We start from the raw sequence: 21,663 nt of genomic DNA, 5'->3' as shown, positions 1-21,663 counted from the left end.
GCTCGCGACGATCGTCGCGGCGGGCGGCCTCTTCCGTGCGGGGACCGATCAGTCGGCGGGTCGCAGGTAGAGCACGGCCAGCGGGGGCAGGACCAGCTCGGCGGAAGCCGGGCGGCCGGCCCACGGCTCCTCGCGAGCCTCGACCGCTCCGAAGTTCCCGACTCCGCTGCCGCCGTAGATCTCGGCGTCCGTGTTGACGAGCTCCTCCCAGCGGCCGGCCGTGGGCAGGCTCACGCGGTAGCCGTGCACGGGCGAGCCCGAGAAGTTGGCGATGACGGCGATCGGGCGACCCTCGCTGTCCTTGCGCAGGAACGAGACGACGTTGGCCGCCGCCGCGCCGCCGTCGATCCACTCGAAGCCCGACTGCTCGTGGTCGAGCTCCCAGAACGACGGCGAGTCGCGGTACACGCGGTTCAGCTGACCGACGAGGCTCCAGAGACCGCGGTGGCTCGGCTGATCGAGGATCCACCAGTCCAGGCCCCGCTCCTCGCTCCACTCGGAGTACTGGCCGAACTCCTGGCCCATGAAGAGCAGCTGCTTGCCGGGATGGGCCCACATGAAGGCGAGGTAGGCGCGCACGTTCGCGAGCTGCTGCCAGTGGTCGCCCGGCATCTTCTGGATCAGCGAGCCCTTGCCGTGCACGACCTCGTCGTGGCTGATCGGCAGGACGAACTTCTCGCTGAAGGCGTAGACGAACGAGAAGGTGATCTCGCCCAGGTGGTACTGGCGCCACAGCGGATCGTTCGCCATGTAGTCGAGCGAGTCGTGCATCCAGCCCATGTTCCACTTGAGCCCGAAGCCGAGGCCGCCGGAGCTGGTGGGCTGGGTGACGCCGGGCCAGCTCGTCGACTCCTCGGCGATCATCATGATGCCGGGGTGCAGCTTGTAGGCCGTGGCGTTGACCTCCTGGAGGAAGCTGATCGCCTCGAGGTGCTCGCGTCCGCCGTACTGGTTCGGCAGCCACTCGCCCTCCTTGCGGGAGTAGTCGAGGTAGAGCATCGAGGCGACGGCGTCCACGCGCAGGGCGTCGACGTGGAACTCCTCGAGCCAGAACAGGGCGTTCGCGACGAGGAAGTTGCGCACCTGGGTGTGCCCGAAGTCGAAGACGTAGGTGCCCCAGTCCATCTGCTCGCCGCGGCGCCAGTCCGGGTGCTCGTAGAGCGGCTCGCCGTCGAAGCGGGCGAGGGCGAAGTCGTCCTTGGGGAAGTGCCCGGGCACCCAGTCGACGATGACGCCGATGCCGGCCTGGTGCAGACGGTCGATCAGGTACTTGAGGTCGTCGGCCGTGCCGAAGCGACTGGAGGCGGCGTAGTAGCCGGTGACCTGGTAGCCCCAGGAGCCGCCGAACGGGTGCTCGGCGAGCGGCATGAACTCCACGTGCGTGAAGCCGAGCTCGGTGACGTACTCGATCAGCGGGTCCGCGAGGTCGCGGTAGCCCAGTCCCGGACGCCAGGAGCCGAGGTGCATCTCGTAGACGCTGAGCGGCTGCGTGTGCGGATCGACCGAGGCTCGCTTCTCCATCCAGCCGGAGTCGCCCCACTGGTGGTGCGAGACGGGGACCTTGGACGCCGTCGCGGGCGGCACCTCCGTGGCGCGGGCCATCGGGTCGGCCTTGCGGACCCAGTGGCCGTCACGCGAGAGCAGGTCGAACTTGTAGGAGGCTCCGGGCTCGACGCCCGGGACGAAGATCTCCCAGACCCCGGTCGTCCCGAGGTTGCGGAGGGAGTGGCCCTCGCCGTTCCAGTCGTTGAAGTCGCCGACGACCCGAGCGGCCTGGGCGTGCGGGGCCCACACGGCGAAGCTCGTGCCCCAGACCCCCTCGTGCTCGCGGTGACGGGCGCCGAGCGCCTCCCAGAGGCGCTCGTGGCGGCCCTCGCCGATGAGGTAGAGGTCGAAATCACCGACCGTCTTCGAGAAGCGGTAGGGGTCCTCCGCGGTCCACTCGCCGCCGCCGCCGTAGCGGGCCTCGACGGTGTACGCCTGCGGACCGAGGACGTGGAAGCCCTGCCAGATCCCGTCGCTGAGGTGGCTGAGCTCGACGCGGGCGCCGGTGGCGAGCACCACGGCGACCTTCTCGGCGAGCGGGCGGCGCACGCGGACGACCGTCACCGGGTCGGAGACGCCGGGGGCCGCGACGAGGTGCTGGCCCAGGACGTCGTGGGGGAGCGCGTTGCTGCCGGTGGCGAGCTGCTGCAGCACCCACTCCGGGATGTCGGGCAGCGCGATCGCAGCGGTGCCGTCGACGGGGCCCGAAGCGGAGGCGGGGTCCGCGGTCGTCTCGGCGGGGCCGGCGGTCGTCTCAAAGGGCGCGGCGCTGTCGGCTGCGACCGAATCGGCGGCGTCCGTGTCGTCGGGCAGGTCGCCCTCGGCCCCGCTGCCGACCGGAGCGGACTCCGCGTCGTCGGCGTCGGGCTCGACGGTCACGGCGTCGTCGGCCGCGACCGGCTGAGGCGCCTCCGGGACCGTCTCGACCGCGTAGCTGCGCGCGTTCTCGCCCTCCGCTCCGGGGTGCTGTCGAGCGTCGAGCGCCGCGTCGGCGATGTGCGCGCCGTGGCCGGAGGTGGTCGCCGAGCTGGTGCCGGTCGTCGGGACCGTCTCGGCGTGCGCGCCGAGGCCCGCCTCCTCGGCCGGGCTCGTGCCCTCGGGGGTGGTTCCGCTCATCGCTCGTCCGCCTTCACGCTCAGGATGTGCACGGGCTCGACGAACGAGTCGAGCCGCACGTAGTCGTCGCTGCCCCAGGTCCAGACGGCGCCGGTGATCAGGTCCTCGACCTCGAAGGTCGCGCTCCAGTCGAGCCCGATCGCGGGCAGGTCGAGGTGGACCGTGGTCTCGCGGGCCGAATGCGGGTCGGTGTTGACGACGACGATGATCGTGTCGTCGGTCCCGGTGCCCGTGAACGCGGCCTGCAGGTGCTTGGAGTAGACGAGGATCGCGTCGTCGTCGCTGCCGTGCACGTGCAGGTTCCGCAGCTGCCCGAGCGCGGGGTGCGAGCGCCGGATCTCGTTGAGGCGCGTGATGTACGGCGCCAGCGAGCGGCCCGACTCCTCGGCGCCGGCCCAGTCGCGCGTCTTGTACTCGTACTTCTCGTTGTCGATGTTCTCCTCGGCGCCGGGGCGAGCGACGTTCTCGACCAGTTCGTAGCCGGCGTAGACCCCCCACAGCGGCGACGCGGTCGCGGCCAGGGCCGCCCGCACCTTGTACGCCGAGCGGCCGCCGTACTGGAGGTACTCGGTGAGGATGTCCGGAGTGTTCACGAAGAGGTTCGGCCGCATGTAGTCGGCCGTCTCGTGGGAGATGCTCGTGAAGAACTCGCCGAGCTCCTCCTTGGTGTTGCGCCAGGTGAAGTACGAGTACGACTGCTGGAAGCCGACCTTGCCGAGTGCGCGCATGATCGCGGGGCGGGTGAACGCCTCCGCGAGGAAGACGACCTCGGGGTGCTCGGCGTTGACCTCGTGGATGATCCACTCCCAGAAGTCGAGCGGCTTCGTGTGGGGGTTGTCGACGCGGAAGATGCGCACGCCCAGGTCGATCCAGTGCCGCAGGACCCGCAGCGACTCCTGACGGATGCCCTCGGGGTCGTTGTCGAAGTTGATCGGGTAGATGTCCTGGTACTTCTTCGGCGGGTTCTCGGCGTAGGCGATCGAGCCGTCGGGGAGCGTCGTGAACCACTCGGGGTGGCTGGTGACCCAGGGGTGGTCGGGCGAGGCCTGCAGGGCGAAGTCGAGGGCGAGCTCGAGGCCCGCGGCCTCGACCGCGGCGTGGAAGGCGCGGAAGTCGTCCTCGGTGCCGAGGTCCGGGTGGATCGCGTCGTGGCCGCCCTCGGCCGAGCCGATCGCCCACGGCGAGCCGGGATCGTTCTCGCCGGCGTCGAGCGTGTTGTTCGGGCCCTTGCGGAAGGAGCGGCCGATGGGGTGGATCGGCGGCAGGTAGAGCACGTCGAAGCCCATCGCCGCCACGGCGGGGAGGCGGTCTATCGCGGCGCGGAAGGATCCGCTGGTCACGGTCCCGTCCTCGTGGCGCACGGCGCCCTCGGAGCGGGGGAAGAACTCGTACCAGGCGCCGACGCCGGCGCGGGTGCGCTCGACGTGGACGGTGCGCGGCTCCGAGACGCTGGTGAGGCTCATCACCGGGCGGGCATCGAGCGCGCCGTGGACGGCGGGATCGGTAGCCGAGGCGAGGCGCTCCTCGGCGCTCAGCGTGGTGTCGCCGACGCGGGCGGCGGTGTCGGAGAGCAGGCTGCGCTCGCCCTCGGGCCGCGAGGAGTCGTCGGCGCCGCTGTGCAGCAGGCCCTCGCCGATGGCGAAGGTGACGTCGATGTCCAGGCCGGCCGGGATCTTGACCTCGGCCGTGTGGAGCCAGGTCGCCCAGTCGTCGGCGTAGGCGCGGATGCGGTAGCTCCAGTCGCCCTCCTCGTCGAGGGCCACGAGGCGCCCGTAGCGGTCGGTGCCGGTCGCGAGGAGCGACATGCGGTGCTCCGACTCGGCCCCGGACGGCGAGCGCAGCAGGAGGTCGACGCCGATGAGGTCGTGCCCCTCGCGGAAGGCCGTGGCAGCGAAGGGGACGACCTCGCCGACGAACGCCTTCGCGGGCCAGCGGTCGTCCTCGAGCCGGGGCTGCGGGTCGATGATCGGCAGGCGCTCGGCCCGGACGCGGTAGCCGCTCCCGGTCGTCGCGGTCGCCGGCGACGCGTGGGGTGCGTCCGCGGTCACCGGGGCGGCCGGAGCACTGTCGGCCGCGGGGGGAGCAGGAGTCGCCTCGGGGGCGGCGGCGGGCGCCGGAGCGGCCGTCTCGGGAGGCGCCGACGCCTCCTGGGGTGCGCGTCCGCGACCCGCTCGCCGTGCGTCCTTGCCGTTCTGAGCCTTGCCGAAAGGTATCTGAGCCACGTCATGACAGTAGCGACCGGCGGCGGCTCGCACACGACGGTTGCGCCCGCGCTCGGGCCTGTGCAAACGGATCCGGGGAGCGCGTGCCGGAGCGTCGGGGCGGGTCCGCGTCCGGCCGATCCGCGGCGGCCGAGGGGTCCGCTAGGGTGACCGAGCGCGACCGCCCCGGTGCTCCGCGACCGGGCGCTCCGGGGTCCGCAGAGAGTCGAGGGGTGCCGTGAAGGCGATCCGCCGCTTCATCGTCCGCTCCGTCCTCCCGCCCGAGCTCTCGGCTCTGGGCGATCTGGCGGGCAATCTCCGCTGGGCCTGGCACGAGCCCGCCCGGCGCTTGTTCGAGCGGGTCGATCCGGAGCTGTGGCGGCGCGGGGGAGCGGACCCCACCGCTCTGCTCGGAGCAGTGAGCCCCGAGCGCCTCGCCGAGCTGGCGGGGGACCAGGGCTTCGTCGACGAGGCGTGGCGCCTCCGCGACGAGCTCGAGCGCTACCGCACCGAGCCGCGGTGGTACCAGTCGCTGCCGGAGTCCGCCCCGCGCTCGATCGCCTACTTCTCGCCGGAGTTCGGCATCGCGGCGGCGCTGCCCCAGTACTCCGGCGGACTCGGCATCCTCGCGGGCGACCACCTGAAGGCCTCCTCGGACCTGGGCGTGCCGCTCACCGGCGTGGGCCTCTTCTACCGGTCGGGCTACTTCTCGCAGAAGCTCTCCGCCGACGGCTGGCAGCTCGAGTCCTACCCCTCGCTCGATCCCGACGGGCTGCCGCTGCGCGTCGTCCGTCTCGCCGACGGCTCGCCCGCCCGCATCGTGCTGGCGCTCCCCGAGGGACGCGCGCTCTACGCCCGGGTCTGGCGCGCGGAGGTCGGCCGGGTGACCCTCCTCCTGCTCGACACCGACATCCCCGAGAACGAGGACTCGCTCCGCTCCGTCACCGACCGCCTCTACGGCGGCGGGGGCGAGCACCGCCTGCTGCAGGAGCTGCTGCTGGGCATCGGCGGGGTCCGCGCGCTCGAGCTCTGGGCCGAGGTCTCGGGCGGCGTCCTCCCGGAGGTGTTCCACACCAACGAGGGGCACGCCGGCTTCCAGGGGCTCGAGCGCATCTCCGGCCTGATCGGCGCGGGCCTGGACTTCGACCAGGCTCTCCAGGTGGTGCGGGCGAGCACGGTCTTCACCACGCACACTCCGGTTCCGGCGGGCATCGACCGCTTCGACCGCGGGATGATCGAGGAGTACTTCTCCACGGAGCTGCTCCCGGGCGTGCAGGTCGAGGACGTGCTCGCGCTGGGCGCCGAGCCGGGAGACTCCGGGACGGCGTTCAACATGGCGTACATGGGCCTGCGGCTCGCGCAGCGCTCCAACGGCGTCTCGACGCTGCACGGCGAGGTCAGCCGCTCGATGTTCTCGAGCCTCTGGCCCGGCTTCGAGACGGCGGAGGTGCCGATCGGCTCGGTGACGAACGGCGTCCACGCGGCCACCTGGACCGATCCGATCCTCCGGCGGCTCGCGGAGGAGCGGCTCGGCACCGACGACACGACGCGGGCCGACTGGGCCTCGGGTGCGCTCGGCGACACCGAGCTGTGGGCCGCGCGCCGGGCGATGCGGGAGCAGCTGGTGCGGGACGCCCGCCGCCGGGCCGCCCGCTCCTGGCGCGAGCAGAACCCGGGCGGCCTCCCGCCGGCCTGGCTCGACGAGCTGCTGGACCCGGACGTGCTCACCATCGGCTTCGCGCGGCGGGTGCCGACCTACAAGCGGCTGACCCTGATGCTCCACGACCCCGAGCGTCTGCGGGCGCTGCTCACCCACCCGCAGCACCCGATCCAGATCGTCATCGCGGGCAAGTCCCACCCGGCCGACGAGGAGGGGAAGCGCCTGATCCAGCGGCTCGTCCGCTTCGCGCAGGAGCCGGACGTGCGCCGCAGGATCGTCTTCCTGCCGGACTACGACATCGCGATGGCGCAGCTGCTCTACCCGGGCACCGACGTCTGGCTCAACAACCCGCTGCGCCCGCTCGAGGCGTGCGGCACCTCGGGGATGAAGGCGGCGCTCAACGGCTCGCTCAACCTCTCGATCCTCGACGGCTGGTGGAACGAGTTTTTCGACGGCGAGAACGGCTGGGCGATCCCCTCCTCCGACCGCGCGCTCGACCCGGAGGCCCGCGACACGCTCGAGGCCGAGGCGCTCTACGAGCTGCTCGAGACCGAGGTCGTGCCGCGCTACTACGAGCGTGACCACGACGGCGTGCCCCGGCGGTGGGTGCGGTCGATCCGGCACACCCTCGCGACCCTCTCGCCCGAGCTCTCCGCCGAGCGGATGGTGCGCCAGTACGTCGAGGCGCTCTACTCGCCGGCCGCCGAGGCCGGGCGCGCCGTCGCCGCCGATCACTTCGAGCCGGCCAAGGAGCTGGCGAGCTGGAAGCGGCGGGTCCGCGCCGGCTGGCCCGGAGTCGCGGTCGCGTCCGTCGAATCCGGCGGGATCGACGCGGTGCCCCAGCGCGGGGACCGGCTCGCCGTGCGGGCGGGCGTGCGCCTGGGCGAGCTCTCGCCGGCGGACGTCTCGGTCGAGGTCGTGTACGGGACGACGGCCGCTGACGGCTCGCTCACCGAGGTCCGCCACCACGAGCTCGAGGTGGTCGAGGAGTCGGGTGCCGTAGTGCCGGCCGACGCGGTCGGGCGCGTGCCCTACGCCGGAGTGGTCACCCTCGACCGCAGCGGCTCCTTCGGCTACACCGTCCGCGTCGTGCCCCGGCATCCCCTCCTGGCCCGCTCCGCCGAGCTGGGCCTGGCCGCCGCCGCCGGCTGACCCCGCCCGGTCCCTCTCCGCGAGATGCCGCTCCGGTGCGCCTTCCTCGGCGTCTCGCGGACCGGAGTGGGATCTCGCGGGAGGAGGACGGCGCATCGAGCGAAACGGCGCCCGGAGGAGGACGGCGAGGGATCGGGGGTCAGCGCGCGATGTCGGCGAGGAGGGCGGCCGTCGCGGCGACGAGGTCGGCGGGGGTGAGCTCGATGTCGAAGCCCCGGCGCCCGCCCGACACGAGCACCGTGTCGTGGAGCTCGACGGTCTCGTCGATCACGGTGCGGTGCCGCGTCCTCTGCCCGAGCGGCGAGATGCCGCCGAGCACGTAGCCGGTCCGGCGCTGGGCCAGCGCCGGGTCGGCCATCGCCGCCCGCCTGCCTCCGACCGCGGCCGCGAGCTCCTTCAGCCCGAGCGAGCCGGTGACGGGCACGACGCCCACCACGAGCTCGCCGTCGACGTCGACCATCAGGGTCTTGAACACGCGCTCCGGCTCGACGCCGAGCGCCTCGGCCGCCTCGAGCCCGTAGCGCGTCGTGGCCGGGTCGTGCCGGTACTGGCGGGGAGTGAAGGGGACGCCCGCCGCCGTCAGCGCGACGGTCGCCGGGGTCCCCGGCCCGCTCCTCGCCATCAGGCGTCCTGCTCGGCCGCCGGCCCGTGCGCGGCGAAGAGCTGCATCGAGGTTCCGGCCACGCGGATGACCTGCCCCGGCTCGAACGACTCGCCGTGCTCCAGCGGCTCCGGCTCCTCGCTGTTCCAGAGGCGCGTGTAGCCGGCGACCCCCTCGTCCTCGGCGAGCACGACCGTGGTGTCCTGCTCGACGCCGTGCACCACCAGCAGGACACGGTCCGGCTCGCCCTCGACCGGCGTCGAGGCCGCGAGGTACTGCAGCGTCCGGTTGGCGGCGGAGGTCCAGTCGTGCTCGCTCATCCCGCGCCCGTGGGCGTCGAACCACGTCATGGTCGTGGCGCCCGGCTCGCTCGCGTCGCCGCTGCCGTAGCGGGAGGGACGCAGCGCCGGGTGCTCGCGCCGCAGGCGCAGCAGGGTGCGCGTGTGCGCGCGCAGCGCGAGCTGCCAGTCGGCCAGGCCCTCCCAGCGCACCCAGGTCAGGTCCGAGTCCTGGCAGTAGGCGTTGTTGTTGCCGCGCTGGCTGCGCCCGGTCTCGTCGCCCGCCGTGATCATCGGCACGCCGGCCGACAGCAGCAGGGTGCCGAGGAGGTTCCGCATCGCCTTCCGCCGCGCCAGCGTGATCCGCTCGTCGGTGGTGGGGCCCTCGAAGCCGTGGTTGAAGGAGCGGTTGGTGTCGGCTCCGTCGCGGTTCGACTCGCCGTTGCCGATGTTGTGCTTGACGTTGTACGAGACGAGGTCCGCCAGCGTGAAGCCGTCGTGCGCAGTGACGAAGTTGACCGAAGCGAGGGGTCCCCGCTCCGCCGAGAAGGTGTTGGAGGAGCCCGAGAGCCGGGTCGCGAAGCCGCCGATGCCGACGGGGGCCGTGCCGGCGCGGCGGGCGTAGTCGATGTCCGAGAGCCAGAAATTGCGGGCGCGGTCGCGGTAGCGGTCGTTCCACTCCGACCACCCGGCCGGGAAGTTCCCCGTCTGCCAGCCGCCCATTCCCACGTCCCAGGGCTCGGCGATCATCTTCACGCCGGCCAGCGCCGGATCCTCGACCGCGGCCCGCAGCAGCGGGTGGTCGCTCCGGAAGTGCGCGATCTCGTCCCGGCCGAGGGTCGCGGCCAGGTCGAGCCGGAAGCCGTCGATCCCGACCTCGCCCGACCAGTAGCGCATCGAGTCCAGCGCGAGGCGCTGCGCCGCCGGCCGGCCGAAGTCGATCGTGTTCCCGCAGCCCGTGACGTCCACGTAGTGGCCCTCGGGCGTCTGGCGGTACCAGCCGGCATCGTCGATCCCGCGCAGGCTCGACATCGGCCCGCCCGGCCCCTCCTCGGCGGTGTGGTTGTAGACCACGTCCAGGATCACCTCGAGGCCGGCCTCGTGCAGGAGCTTCACCATCCCCTTGAACTCCCGGAGCACCGCGGACGGTCCGCCGCGCTGCGCGGTGGAGGGGGCGTACGCGGCGTGCGGGGCGAAGAAGTTCAGCGTGTTGTAGCCCCAGTAGTTGGTCAGCCCCTGCCGCAGCAGGCGCTGCTCCGACACGAACGCGTGCACGGGCAGCAGCTCGACCGCCGTCACGCCCAGATCGAGCAGCGCCGAGACCGTCGACTCGTGCGCCAGGCCGGCGTAGGTGCCGCGCAGCTCCACGGGCAGCGCCGGGTTCAGCCGGGTCAGCCCCTTCACATGCGCCTCGTAGATCACGGTGCGGTCCATCGGGGTGCCGGGCCGGGAGGAGGAGCCCCAGTCGAACGCGTCGTCCACGACGACCGAGCGCCACTCGTTCTCCGCCACCCGGTGCAGGCCGCGGGAGTACGGCTCCAGCAGGGCCCGGCGGGGGTCGAAGCGGTGCCGGGGGCCCGTCGGCCCGTCGACGCGCAGGGCGTAGCGGCGGCCGGGGGCCAGCAGATCGGAGCGCGCGGACCAGACCGCGGCGTCGTCGCGCGCCAGCGGGACCGTGCGGGTCACCCAGGTCGGATCCTTCTCGTCGTACAGCAGCAGATCGACGGCGCTCGCGCTCTCGGACCAGACCCGCAGCTCACCGCCCTGATCGTCCACGGTCACGCCGAGCCGGGCCAGGGGATCGTGAGAGGTCATGCGACTTACAGTAGTGACGGGCACCGGCTCCCTCCGTGCCCCCGACGCGGGACGAAGGGCTGCTGTGATCTACCTCGACCACGCCGCGACCACCCCGCTGCGCGCCTCGGCGCTCGCCGCGTTCGCGGAGGCGTCCGCCCACGGCGGCAATCCCTCCTCCGTCCACGGCTCCGGCCAGGAGGCGCGCCGCCGGCTGGAGGACGCCCGGTCGGCGCTCGCCGGGGTGCTCGGCTGCGAGCCGATCGAGGTGATCCTCACCGCCGGCGGCACCGAGGCGGTCAACCTCGGGATCAAGGGCCTCTACTGGCAGCGCCGGAGCGAGGATCCGGCCCGCGTCCGGGTCCTGGTCGCCGAGGGGGAGCACCACGCGACGCTCGACTCCGCCGCCTGGCTCGCCGAGCACGAGGGCGCCGTCCTCGAGTGGCTGCCGCTCGACGACGAGGGCACCCTGCGGCCGGAGGCGCTCGCCGCGGCGCTGGAGGAGGACCCCGGATCGGTCGCCCTGGTCACGGTGCTCTGGGTCAACAACGAGATCGGGACGATCAATCCGATCGCCGAGCTGGCGGCGGTGTGCGCCCGCGCCGGCGTCCCCCTCCACGTCGACGCGGTCGCCGCCCTCGGACACGTGCCGCTGCGGATCGCCGAGATCCGCCGCGCCTCCGGCTCCGGGCGCGGCGCGGGACTGGCCGCCGTCAGCGTCTCGGGTCACAAGGTCGGCGGGCCGATCGCGACCGGTGCGCTCGTGCTCGCCCGCGACGCCCGCGTGGTCCCGGTGCTGCACGGAGGCGGACAGCAGCGGGGCGTCCGCTCCGGCACCCAGGACGTGCCCGGCGCCGCGGCCTTCGCCGCCGCCGCGGTCGAGGCGGACGCCGAGCTGTCGGCGGAGGCGCAGCGCCTGGCCGCCCTGCGCGACCGGCTCGTCGCGGGCGTCCTCGCCGCCGTGCCGGGGGCGACCCTGACCGGGCCCGCCCTCGACTCCGGACGCCGGGTCGCCAACAACGCGCACCTCGCCTTCCCCGGTGCGCAGGGCGACTCCCTCCTCTTCCTCCTCGACACCGCGGGCGTCTCCGTCTCGACCGGATCCGCCTGCACGGCGGGGATCCCGGAGCCCTCGCACGTGGTCCTCGCGCTCGGCCGCAGCGAGGACGAGGCCCGCGGAGTGCTCCGGATGACGCTCGGCCACACCTCGACCGACGCGGACGTCGACGCCCTCCTGGCCGCGCTGCCCGGCGCCTACGCCCGCGCCGCCCGAGCCGGACTGTCGAGCCGCGCGGTGCTGCCCGCCTGACCCCCTGCCGGCCGCGCCCGCGGGAAACGTAGACTCGCACGGTGAAGGTTCTGGCGGCGATGAGCGGTGGAGTGGACTCGGCGGTGGCCGCGGCCCGCGCGGTGGAGGCGGGGCACGACGTGGTGGGCGTGCACCTCGCCCTGAGCAGGATGCCCGGCACGCTTCGCACGGGCAGCCGGGGGTGCTGCACGATCGAGGACTCGATGGACGCGCAGCGTGCCGCGAACGTCCTCGGCATCCCGTACTACGTGTGGGACTTCTCCGAGCGGTTCAAGCTGGACGTCGTCGACGACTTCGTCGCCGAGTACTCGGCGGGCCGCACCCCGAACCCCTGCATGCGCTGCAACGAGCGGATCAAGTTCGCCGCCCTGCTCGAGAAGGCTCTCGACCTCGGCTTCGACGCGGTCTGCACCGGCCACTACGCCTCCCTCCGCACGGCTGCCGACGGCTCCCCGGAGCTCCACCGCGCGAGCGACGAGGCGAAGGACCAGTCCTACGTCCTCGGCGTGCTGACGGAGCAGCAGCTGCGGCACTCGATGTTCCCGCTCGGCTCCACGCCGTCCAAGGCGATCGTGCGCGCGGAGGCGGCGGAGCGGGGCCTCAGCGTCGCGAGCAAGCCCGACAGCTACGACATCTGCTTCATCCCCGACGGCGACACCCGCGGCTGGCTCGCCGAGCGCGTCGCCCCCGAGACCGGAGCGGTCGTCGATCGGGACGGCGCGGTGGTCGGCTCCCACGAGGGCGCTCACGGGTACACGGTGGGCCAGCGCCGGGGCCTGCACCTCGGCGTCCCCGCGCCCGACGGTCGGCCGCGCTTCGTCCTGGAGGTGAGGCCGGTGAGCAACGAGGTCGTGGTCGGTCCGCGCGAGGCGCTGCGCATCGGCGAGATCGCCGGCGAGCGGTTCACCTGGGCGGGCGCCGCTCCCGAGGACGCGGACGCGCCCTTCCGCTGCGACGTCCAGATCCGCGCCCACGCCGACCCGGTCCCCGCCTCCGCGGTGGTGTCGCACGTCGATGGCAGGGTGGAGCTCGTGATCACTCCGGACTCGCCGCTCGACGGCGTCGCCCCCGGCCAGACGGCCGTCGTCTACCTCGGCACCCGCGTGCTGGGCCAGTGCACGATCGACCGCACGGTCGCGGCCGACGCCGCGGTGCTCCGGTGAGCGCCGTCGAGCCCGCCGCCCGCGTCGAGGAGCTGCGGGCGCGGATCCGGTCGGCGAGCGACGACTACTACGCGGCCGACTCCTCGCCGCTGTCCGACGCCGAGTACGACGCCCTGGTGCGCGAGCTGGCCGCGCTCGAGGCCGAGCACCCCGAGCTCGCCGCCGAGGACTCGCCGACGCGGACCGTCGGCGGGATCGTCGGAGCGGGCCTCGCCCCGATCGACCACGCCGAGCGGATGCTCTCCCTCGACAACGTGTTCTCGGCCGAGGAGCTGCGCGAGTGGTGCGAGAAGACGGTGGCGTCGGCCGACCGCCCCGTCGCCTGGCTCACGGAGCTCAAGATCGACGGGCTCGCGATCTCCCTCCACTACGAGAACGGCCGCCTCGTCACGGCGGCGACCCGGGGCGACGGCCGCACCGGCGAGGACGTCACCGTCAACGCCCTCCGCGTCGCGGGGATCCCCGAGCGCCTCTCCGGCGAGGGCCACCCGGCACTCGTCGAGGTCCGCGGCGAGGTCTTCATCCCCGTGGCCGCCTTCGCCGAGCTGAACGCCCTCCAGGAGACGCTGCGCGACGAGGCGGTCGAGGAGGCGCGGACCCGCTGGTCGACCCGCCCGGCCGCCACCCGAGGCGTCTTCGAGGAGGAGAAGGCGCGCACGAGCGCGCTGCGGCGCTTCCCGACCTTCGCCAACCCGCGGAACGCGGCGAGCGGCGGCCTCCGCCAGCAGCTCGACAAGAAGTCGGGTCTCGACCTGCGCGCCGGCGAGGCGCGCGTCGGCTCCCTCGCGCTCTACGTGCACGGCATCGGCGCCTGGCCGGACCCGCCTGTCGCGACCCAGTCCGAGGTCTACGGGCTCCTCTCCTCCTGGGGACTGCCGGTGAGCGGCCACAACCGCGTCTCGGCCTCGGTGGAGGAGGTGCTCGCCTTCGTCGAGCGCTACGGCCGCGAGCGGCACTCGGTCGAGCACGAGATCGACGGCGTGGTCGTGAAGGTGGACGAGCTCGAGCTGCACGACGAGCTCGGCGCCACCAGCCGGGCGCCGCGCTGGGCGATCGCCTACAAGTACCCGCCCGAGGAGGTGCACACGAAGCTTCTCGACATCGTCGTGAGCGTCGGGCGCACCGGCCGCGCGACGCCCTTCGCCCAGATGACCAAGGTGAAGGTCGCGGGGTCCGAGGTGCGCCAGGCCACGCTGCACAACGCCGACGTGGTCAGGGCCAAGGGCGTACTCATCGGCGACACGGTCGTGCTGCGGAAGGCCGGGGACGTCATCCCCGAGGTGCTCGGCCCGGTGGTGGAGCTCCGCGACGGCTCCGAGCGCGAGTTCGTGATGCCGACGCAGTGCCCCGAGTGCGGCACCACGCTCGCTCCGGCCAAGGAGGGCGACGTCGACCTGCGCTGCCCCAACGCGGAGTCCTGCCCCGCGCAGGTCCGCGGACGCGTCGAGCACATCGGCAGCCGCGGCGCGCTCGACATCGAGGCGCTCGGCGAGGTCAGCGCCGCCGCCCTGACCCAGCCCCTGGTGCCCGCCGAGCCGCCGCTGCGGACCGAGGCCGGCCTGTTCGAGCTCGCGGTGGCCGATCTCTTCCCGATCGAGGTCGTCGTCCGCGACTCCGAGACGGGTCTGCAGAAGCTCGACGCGAAGGGCGATCCGAAGGTCGTCACGCCCTTCAAGCGCAAGCGGCAGCTCGCCAAGGACGGCGCCTTCGACCCGGAGGCGGGAGCCTTCGCGGGAGACGCGGCCTCCGTGCCCTCCACCAACGCCCTCCGGCTGATCGAGAACATCGAGCGGGCGAAGACCAAGGAGCTGTGGCGTCTGCTGGTCTCGCTCAGCATCCGGCACGTCGGCCCGGTCGCCGCGCGCGCGCTGGCGGGCTACTTCGGCTCGCTCGACGCGATCCGCGGGGCGAGCCGCGACGAGCTCGCCGCGGTCGACGGGGTGGGCGGGATCATCGCCGACGCTCTGATCGCCTGGTTCGAGGTCGACTGGCACGTCGAGATCGTCGACCGCTGGGCCGCGGCCGGAGTGCGCTTCGCCACGCCCGGCCACCCCGGGCCCGGTGCCGCGGACGCCGCCGGCGGGGTGCTCGCGGGTCTCACGGTCGTAGCGACCGGCAGCCTGGAGGGGTACTCCCGCGAGGGGGCGCAGGAGGCCATCCTCGCGGCCGGCGGCAAGGCCGGCTCGAGCGTCTCCAAGAAGACCGACTACGTCGCCGCCGGTCCCGGCGCCGGCAGCAAGCTCGGCAAGGCCGAGGCCCTGGGGCTCCGGATCATCACCGCGGCCGAGTTCCACCTCCTGGTGACGGAGGGACCGGACGCGATCGCGCTGCCGGAGGAGGCGTCCGCCGACGCTCCGGAGGAGGCGTCCGCCGACGCTCCGGAGGAGGCCGCCGCCGGCCCGGACGGGGACGTCGCCGGCGCATCGCACTCCGACGCCTCGCCGGAGGATGACGCCGTGCCGGAGACCGACGCCGTCCCGGACGCGGCCGCCCCGAGCACGGAGGAGCCGACCGGGCCCGATGCCTGACGCGGGCGGCGGGGAGCGGCGTGCGTTCCTGCGCCGCTCCCTCGCCGAGGCAGCGTCGCTCGCGCTCGACGCCGCGGCTCGGCCCACCACCGCCGAGCGTCGGACCGCCGAGGTGCTCGGGCGGATCGACCACGTGGTCGTGCTCTCCTTCGCCGGCCGCAGCCGCGACCAGGTCCTCGGCGCGCTCGACGACACGGACGGCCCGGTGTTCACCGGCGGCACGGACGCCGTGATGACCGCGCCCGGCCCGGACGATCCTCCGGGCGCGCGCTTCGCCCCCGAGATGCTGCCGGTGCACGCGCTCCTCGCCACGGCCTTCGCCCGGGCCGACCACTGGCGCGCCGACGGCCGCGATCCGCTGCCGGCGGCCCTGCGCGCGGCCCGGGAGACCGGCACCGGCTGGGCTCTCGCGGTCGACGAGCGGCAGGGCGTCTCGACCACGCTCCTCGCCGATCCGGAGTGGCCCCACCGCGACCCGGGCGCCGCCGGCTCCCGCGGCGGGCGCCTCCTTCCCATCGACGCGCTGGCCGCCGAGGCCGCAGCCGGCACCCTGCCTCCGCTCGTCCTGGTCGAGCCGCGGTCCCTCGTCGATCCGGCCGACTTCGCCGACGCCGCAGCCGCCGGCACCGATCGATCCGCCGATGCGCGCCTCGCGGAGCAGCTGCTGCACGTCGTGTTCGACGCCGTCCGCGACGGGGAGCGGGCGGGGCGGCGGATGCTGCTCCTCGTCACCGCGCGGGGGAGCGCGGAGCGGCCCGGCACGGTGCCGGCGCTCGTGATCGCCTCGGCCGTCCCCTCGGGTGCACGGATCGGCGTGCCGCTCGGTCCGGAGACTCCCGCGCAGCTCGTCCGCGCCCGGGCGGGCGTGCGCCGAGCGCTCGTCGATCCGCAGGTCCGAGAGCTGGCCGCACTCCTCAGCGGTCCCGACCGCCCCCTCGCGCGCTGGCCCCGCACGGCGCCGGCGTTCGCGCCGCCCGCGCCGATCGGGCGGCGCCTCCGCGACGCGGCCCGCCGCGCGCACGTCGACCCCGAGCCGGAGGCCGGACTGCTCGCCCGCGTCCGAGCCGCCGTCCCGGGCGCGTCGCTACACTCCGAGCAGGCGCAGGCGGCGCAGGAGAGGCGGCGGAGATGACCAGCGAGCGGACTCCCTCGGAGCACGACGACGGAGCTCCCCGCTCCCGCTCGCGCCGCCGCTTCCTGGCCGGCACCGCCGCCGCCGGAGTCGGAGCCGGAGCCCTCGCCGGCGGCGCGATCGGCGCGGCCGTCGCCTCCGGCCCCCGCCGCGAGGAGGAGCCGCGACTGCCCGCCCGCACGGAGCCGGGATTCGACCACGTCGTCGTGATCATGTTCGAGAACCGCTCCTTCGACAACGTCCTCGGCCGCCTCTACGGACCGGACGACCTGCCCGCGGGCGAGAGCTTCGAGGGCCTCCTCCCCGAGGAGCGGACCAACACCAGCGCCGGGGGACTGACCGTCGGCACGCACGTCTACGAGGGCGCCACCGACTCCGTGATGCGCCAGCCCGACCCGGACCCGGGCGAGGAGTACCCGCACGTCAACACCCAGCTCTTCGGCACGGTGGATCCGCCCGAGAACGCCGGCCGCACCGTCGGCGCCATGACCACGCCCTTCAACGCGCCTGCCGACGCCTCCGCCCCGACGATGAGCGGCTTCCTCGAGGACTACGTCCAGCACCTGAGGGTGATGAAGAAGGGGCAGGAGCCCACGGCGGAGGAGGCGCGGACGATCATGGGCGGCTTCTCGCCGGAGATGCTGCCCGTCTTCTCCACCCTCGCCCGCGAGTTCGCCGTCTTCGACCAGTGGTTCTGCGCCGTCCCCTCCCAGACCTTCTGCAACAGGTCCTTCCTGCACGCGTCGACCTCGCACGGCTTCGTCACCAACAAGCAGGGCGGCGGCTACGAGAAGTGGCTCGCGGACGACCTGGCCGACGCGCCGACGGTGTTCAACCGCCTCGAGGAGGCGGGGAGGACCTGGCGCGTCTACTTCGACGCGCTGCAGGTGGTCTCCTACACCGGCTTCCTGCACGCGCCGGTGCTCGAGAAGTACTGGAAGACCCACTTCTCGACGATGGACCGCTTCTACGCCGACGTGGAGAACGGCGAGCTGCCCGACTACGCCTTCCTCGAGCCGCGGCTCGTCTTCGACCACAACGACATGCACCCGCCGACCGGGGTCCTGCACGAGGACGAGGTCGACGGCACGCCCGTCTACGACAGCGCGCTGTCCGACGTCCGCGCCGGCGAGCTGCTGCTGCACCAGGTGTACTCGGCGATCCGGGAGAGCGCGAGCACGACCGGCTCGAACGCGGTGAACACGCTCCTGCTGGCGACCTTCGACGAGCACGGCGGCCTCTACGACCACGTCCCCCCGCCGTCGGCGACTCCGCCGGGCGACGGCCGCGAGGGCGAGATGGGCTTCGCCTTCGACCGGCTCGGCTGCCGCGTGCCGGCGATTGCGGTCTCGGCGTACACGAGGGCCGGCACGATCGTGCACGACGAGCTGCACCACGGCGCCGTGATCCGGACCCTCAGCGCCCTGCACGGCCTCGAGCCGCTGACCGCTCGCGACGCCTCCGCCCCGGACCTCTTCGGGGTGCTGACCCTCGACGAGCCGCGGCAGATCGGCGACTGGCCGACCACGGTGCCGCAGTACCTGCCGCCGAACCCCGAGGCGGCACCGGCGCATCCGGCGCACGTGAACCGCGACAAGCCGCTGAGCCCGCCCGCCGTCGGCCTGATGGGCCTGCTGCTGGCCCGGTACGGCGAGCCCGGCGAGGACCTGCCGACCACCTACGAGGGCGCGTACAACGCACTCCTGAAGCACGGCGCCAGCCTCTTCGGCGGCTCCTGACGGGCGGGCGGCACGGGCGGAGGCGGTGCGGGCGCGCCGAGTAGACTGGCGGCCGGAAATCCCCCCGAACCACCAGACGGAGACGCATGTCCGAGATCACGGCCGACACGGTCGCCCATCTGGCCCAGCTGGCCAGGATCGACCTCACTTCCGACGAGATCGGGAGCCTCACCAGGGAGCTCGGCCAGATCGTCGACTCCGTGCGCGCGGTCCAGGCCGTCGCCACGCCCGAGGTGCCGGCGACCAGCCACCCGATCCCGCTCGAGAACGTCTTCCGACCCGACGTGGTCGGCGAGACCCTCACGCTCGAGCAGGCGCTCTCCGGCGCGCCCGAGCACGACGGCAGCCGCTTCCAGGTCTCCGCGATCCTGGGGGAGGAGCAGTGAGTGCGCACGGCGACGAGCTCGTCCGCCTCAGCGCGTCCGCCCTCTCCGAGAAGCTGGCCGACGGCTCGGTCTCCTCGGTCGAGGCCACCCGCGCCCACCTCGAGCGCATCGACGCGGTCGACGGAGCGGTCCACGCCTTCCTCCACGTCGCGCGCGAGGGCGCGGTCGCGTCCGCCGAGGCGATCGACCGCCGGCGCGCCGACGGCGAGTCGCTGCACCCCCTCGCCGGAGTGCCTCTCGCGGTCAAGGACGTCATCGTCACGAACGACATGCCGACCACGAGCGGCTCCCGCATCCTCGAGGGCTGGCGCCCGCCCTACGACGCGACCGTCATGCGCAAGGTCCGCGAGGCCGGGCTGGTCCCGATCGGCAAGACCAACATGGACGAGTTCGCGATGGGCTCGACCACCGAGCGCAGCGCCTACGGCCCCACCCACAACCCGTGGGACCTCGACCGCATCCCCGGCGGCTCCGGCGGCGGGTCCGCCGCGGCCGTCGCGAGCTACGAGGCGCCCCTGGCCCTCGGCTCCGACACCGGGGGATCGATCCGTCAGCCCGCGCACGTGACCGGCACCGTCGGCGTGAAGCCGACCTACGGCGGCGTGTCCCGCTACGGAGCGATCGCGCTCGCCTCGAGCCTCGACCAGATCGGCCCCGTCTCCCGGACGGTCCTCGACTCCGCGCTGCTGCACGACGTCATCGCGGGCCACGACCCGCGCGACTCGACGTCGCTGCGCGACTCCTGGCCCTCCTTCGCCGACGCGGTGCGCCGCGCCGACGTGACGGGCCTCCGGATCGGCGTGGTCAAGGAGCTCGACGGCGGCGAGGGCTTCCAGCCCGGCGTGCTGGCGCGCTTCCACGAGGCGCTCGAGATCCTGCAGGGCGCCGGAGCCGAGGTCGTCGAGGTGAGCCTCCCGAGCGTCGAGCACGCGGTCGCCGCCTACTACCTGATCCTCCCCGCGGAGGCCTCCAGCAACCTCGCCAAGTTCGACTCGGTCCGGTTCGGCCTCCGCGTCGCGCCGGAGGGCGGCGGCACGGTCGAGCAGGTCATGTCCGCGACCCGCGAGCAGGGCTTCGGCCCCGAGGTCAAGCGCCGGATCATCCTCGGCACCTACGCCCTCTCGGCCGGCTACTACGACGCCTACTACGGCAGCGCGCAGAAGGTCCGGACCCTGGTGCAGCGGGACTTCGACGCGGCCTTCGCGGACGTCGACGTGATCGCCTCGCCGACAGCGCCGACGACCGCCTACCGCCTCGGCGAGAAGCTCGACGACCCGCTGGCGATGTACCGAGGCGACGTCGCGACCATCCCGGCGAACCTGGCCGGCATCCCCGGCATCTCCGTCCCCGCCGGCCTCGCCGACGAGGACGGGCTGCCTGTCGGCATCCAGTTCCTCGCTCCCGCCCGGGAGGACGTGCGCCTCTACACCGTGGGCGCCGCGCTCGAGGCGCTGCTCGAGGAGAAGTGGGGCCGCCCGCTCCTCGCGCAGGCTCCCGACCTGACCCACTCCGTGCTCTCCGCGACCGAGGAAGGTGCCGTCTGATGGCCTCCGCGCACACGTCCGCTCCCGAGCTGATGGACTACGACGAGGTCTTCGAGACCTTCGAGCCGGTGCTCGGCTTCGAGGTGCACGTCGAGCTCAACACGAAGACCAAGATGTTCTCGGACGCGCCGAACGAGTTCGGATCCGAGCCCAACACGAACGTGACCCCGGTCGACCTCGGTCTCCCGGGCTCGCTGCCGGTCGTGAACGAGCAGGCCGTCCGCTACTCGATCAGCCTCGGCCTCGCCCTGGGCTGCTCGATCGCCCCGTCCAGCCGCTTCGCGCGCAAGAACTACTTCTACCCGGACCTGGCGAAGAACTACCAGATCTCGCAGTTCGACGAGCCGATCGCCTTCGAGGGCTCGGTCGAGATCGAGCTGGCCGACGGCTCGCTCGTGCAGATCCCGATCGAGCGCGCGCACATGGAGGAGGACGCCGGCAAGCTCACGCACGTCGGCGGCGCCACCGGCCGCATCCAGGGCGCCGAGTACTCGCTCGTGGACTACAACCGCGCGGGGGTCCCGCTCGTGGAGATCGTCACGAAGCCCATCTACGGCGCGGGGAAGAGCGCGCCCGAGTACGCGAAGGCCTACGTCGCGACGATCCGCGACATCGTGCTGGCGCTCGGCATCTCGGACGCCAAGATGGAGCGCGGCAACCTGCGCTGCGACGCGAACGTCTCGCTCCGCCCGATCGGCCAGGAGAAGCTCGGCACCCGCACCGAGACCAAGAACGTCAACTCGCTCCGCTCGGTCGAGCGCGCCGTCCGCTACGAGATCCAGCGCCAGGCGGCGATCCTCGCCGCGGGCGGCACGATCACGCAGGAGACGCGCCACTGGCACGAGGACACCGGCCGCACCTCCGCGGGCCGGCCCAAGAGCGACGCCGACGACTACCGCTACTTCCCGGAGCCCGACCTGCTCCCGGTCGTGCCGAGCCCGGAGTTGATCGAGGAGCTGCGCGCCGCGCTCCCCGAGAAGCCCGCCGACCGCCGCCGCCGCCTCAAGCAGGAGTGGGGCTTCACCGACCTCGAGTTCCAGGACGTCGCCAACAGCGGCCTGCTGGTCGAGATCACCGAGACCGTCTCCGCGGGAGCCGCTCCGCAGGCGGCCCGCAAGTGGTGGACCGGGGAGATCGCGCGCCTCGCGAACGCGGCGGGCGAGGACCCGGTCTCCCTGGTCACTCCGGCGCAGGTCGCCGAGCTCGCCGGTCTGATCGAGAGCGGCACGCTGACCGACCGCCTCGCTCGCGAGGTCCTCCAGGGCGTCATCGCCGGAGAGGGCACCCCGCAGGAGGTCGTCGACGCCCGGGGACTCGCGGTCGTCTCGGACGACGGAGCGCTCATCGAGGCGATCGATGCGGCACTGGCCTCGCAGCCCGACGTGCTCGCGAAGATCCGCGACGGCAAGGTTCAGGCCGCCGGTGCCGTGATCGGTGCCGTGATGAAGGCCATGAAGGGGCAGGCCGACGCCGCCCGCGTCCGCGAGCTCGTGCTGGAGCGCGCGGCCGGCTGAG

Annotated in this window: 13 protein-coding genes; 9 read left to right on the top strand and 4 right to left on the bottom strand. The window is 73.4% G+C overall.

Annotated elements, in window-relative coordinates; genetic code table 11:
• Positions 1 to 48: 48 nt before the first annotated feature.
• Entirely contained in the window at positions 49 to 2,661 is a 2,613-nt protein-coding gene (gene glgB / locus C5C53_RS08010) for a 1,4-alpha-glucan branching protein GlgB (protein ID WP_181127734.1), read from the bottom strand.
• Positions 2,658 to 4,628 carry an alpha-1,4-glucan--maltose-1-phosphate maltosyltransferase gene (locus C5C53_RS08005; RefSeq protein WP_308470981.1) on the bottom strand — a complete coding sequence of 657 codons (1,971 nt, stop codon included), beginning with the start codon at positions 4,626 to 4,628 and terminating at the stop codon, positions 2,658 to 2,660. The genes glgB and C5C53_RS08005 overlap by 4 nt, the downstream gene beginning before the upstream one ends.
• Positions 4,629 to 5,100: 472 nt before the next feature.
• Between C5C53_RS08005 and glgP the strand changes: the two genes are divergently transcribed.
• Complete coding sequence (glgP, locus tag C5C53_RS08000) at positions 5,101 to 7,674, top strand: alpha-glucan family phosphorylase (RefSeq protein WP_104267268.1); 2,574 nt, start codon at positions 5,101 to 5,103, stop codon at positions 7,672 to 7,674.
• Between the two features lie 139 nt (positions 7,675 to 7,813).
• Here the strand turns inward: glgP and ybaK are convergent, their stop codons facing one another.
• Positions 7,814 to 8,296: a Cys-tRNA(Pro) deacylase gene (gene ybaK, locus C5C53_RS07995; protein ID WP_104267267.1), complete on the bottom strand. Its 483-nt coding sequence runs from the start codon at positions 8,294 to 8,296 to the stop codon at positions 7,814 to 7,816.
• Positions 8,296 to 10,368 (bottom strand): glycogen debranching protein GlgX, encoded by a 2,073-nt coding sequence (gene glgX, locus C5C53_RS07990; RefSeq protein ID WP_104267266.1) that lies wholly within the window; start codon positions 10,366 to 10,368, stop codon positions 8,296 to 8,298. The genes ybaK and glgX overlap by 1 nt, the downstream gene beginning before the upstream one ends.
• A 64-nt stretch (positions 10,369 to 10,432) precedes the next feature.
• Here glgX and C5C53_RS07985 point away from each other — a divergent pair, with 64 nt between their 5' ends.
• The 8 genes from C5C53_RS07985 to gatB all read left to right on the top strand — a co-directional run bounded on the left by C5C53_RS07985 (position 10,433) and on the right by gatB (position 21,662).
• A complete protein-coding gene (locus tag C5C53_RS07985) occupies positions 10,433 to 11,656 on the top strand; it encodes a cysteine desulfurase family protein (protein WP_308470980.1) in 1,224 nt (407 codons plus the stop codon).
• Between the two features lie 41 nt (positions 11,657 to 11,697).
• Entirely contained in the window at positions 11,698 to 12,819 is a 1,122-nt protein-coding gene (gene mnmA, locus C5C53_RS07980; RefSeq protein ID WP_181028759.1) for a tRNA 2-thiouridine(34) synthase MnmA, read from the top strand.
• Positions 12,816 to 15,347 carry an NAD-dependent DNA ligase LigA gene (gene ligA / locus C5C53_RS07975; RefSeq protein WP_104267265.1) on the top strand — a complete coding sequence of 844 codons (2,532 nt, stop codon included), beginning with the start codon at positions 12,816 to 12,818 and terminating at the stop codon, positions 15,345 to 15,347. The genes mnmA and ligA overlap by 4 nt, the downstream gene beginning before the upstream one ends.
• Positions 15,340 to 16,479: a hypothetical protein gene (locus tag C5C53_RS07970; RefSeq protein ID WP_104267264.1), complete on the top strand. Its 1,140-nt coding sequence runs from the start codon at positions 15,340 to 15,342 to the stop codon at positions 16,477 to 16,479. The genes ligA and C5C53_RS07970 overlap by 8 nt, the downstream gene beginning before the upstream one ends.
• Positions 16,476 to 18,218, top strand: a complete 1,743-nt coding sequence (locus C5C53_RS07965; protein WP_104267263.1) for an alkaline phosphatase family protein — start codon at positions 16,476 to 16,478, stop codon at positions 18,216 to 18,218. Before C5C53_RS07970 ends, C5C53_RS07965 begins: the two co-directional genes overlap by 4 nt.
• 86 nt (positions 18,219 to 18,304) lie before the next feature.
• Positions 18,305 to 18,604, top strand: coding sequence for an Asp-tRNA(Asn)/Glu-tRNA(Gln) amidotransferase subunit GatC (gatC, locus tag C5C53_RS07960; protein WP_104226848.1), 300 nt, complete (start codon positions 18,305 to 18,307; stop codon positions 18,602 to 18,604).
• Positions 18,601 to 20,148 carry an Asp-tRNA(Asn)/Glu-tRNA(Gln) amidotransferase subunit GatA gene (gene gatA / locus C5C53_RS07955; protein WP_104267262.1) on the top strand — a complete coding sequence of 516 codons (1,548 nt, stop codon included), beginning with the start codon at positions 18,601 to 18,603 and terminating at the stop codon, positions 20,146 to 20,148. The genes gatC and gatA overlap by 4 nt, the downstream gene beginning before the upstream one ends.
• Positions 20,148 to 21,662, top strand: coding sequence for an Asp-tRNA(Asn)/Glu-tRNA(Gln) amidotransferase subunit GatB (gene gatB, locus C5C53_RS07950; protein ID WP_104267261.1), 1,515 nt, complete (start codon positions 20,148 to 20,150; stop codon positions 21,660 to 21,662). Before gatA ends, gatB begins: the two co-directional genes overlap by 1 nt.
• Position 21,663: the final 1 nt, after the last annotated feature.

It is taken from the genome of Rathayibacter sp. AY1E3 (assembly GCF_002932235.1).
In the GTDB taxonomy this organism is placed as follows: Bacteria; Actinomycetota; Actinomycetes; order Actinomycetales; family Microbacteriaceae; genus Rathayibacter.
The sequence above is the reverse complement of the archived record's forward strand: the minus strand, read 5'-3'. Positions and strand labels throughout refer to the sequence as shown.

Coding starts and splice junctions, on each gene's coding strand:
- glgB (WP_181127734.1), bottom strand. CDS start 2,661: ATGAGCGGAACCACCCCCGAGGGCACGAGCCCGGCCGAGGAGGCGGGC.
- ybaK (WP_104267267.1), bottom strand. CDS start 8,296: ATGGCGAGGAGCGGGCCGGGGACCCCGGCGACCGTCGCGCTGACGGCG.
- glgX (WP_104267266.1), bottom strand. CDS start 10,368: ATGACCTCTCACGATCCCCTGGCCCGGCTCGGCGTGACCGTGGACGAT.
- C5C53_RS07970 (WP_104267264.1), top strand. CDS start 15,340: ATGCCTGACGCGGGCGGCGGGGAGCGGCGTGCGTTCCTGCGCCGCTCC.
- C5C53_RS07965 (WP_104267263.1), top strand. CDS start 16,476: ATGACCAGCGAGCGGACTCCCTCGGAGCACGACGACGGAGCTCCCCGC.
- gatC (WP_104226848.1), top strand. CDS start 18,305: ATGTCCGAGATCACGGCCGACACGGTCGCCCATCTGGCCCAGCTGGCC.
- gatB (WP_104267261.1), top strand. CDS start 20,148: ATGGCCTCCGCGCACACGTCCGCTCCCGAGCTGATGGACTACGACGAG.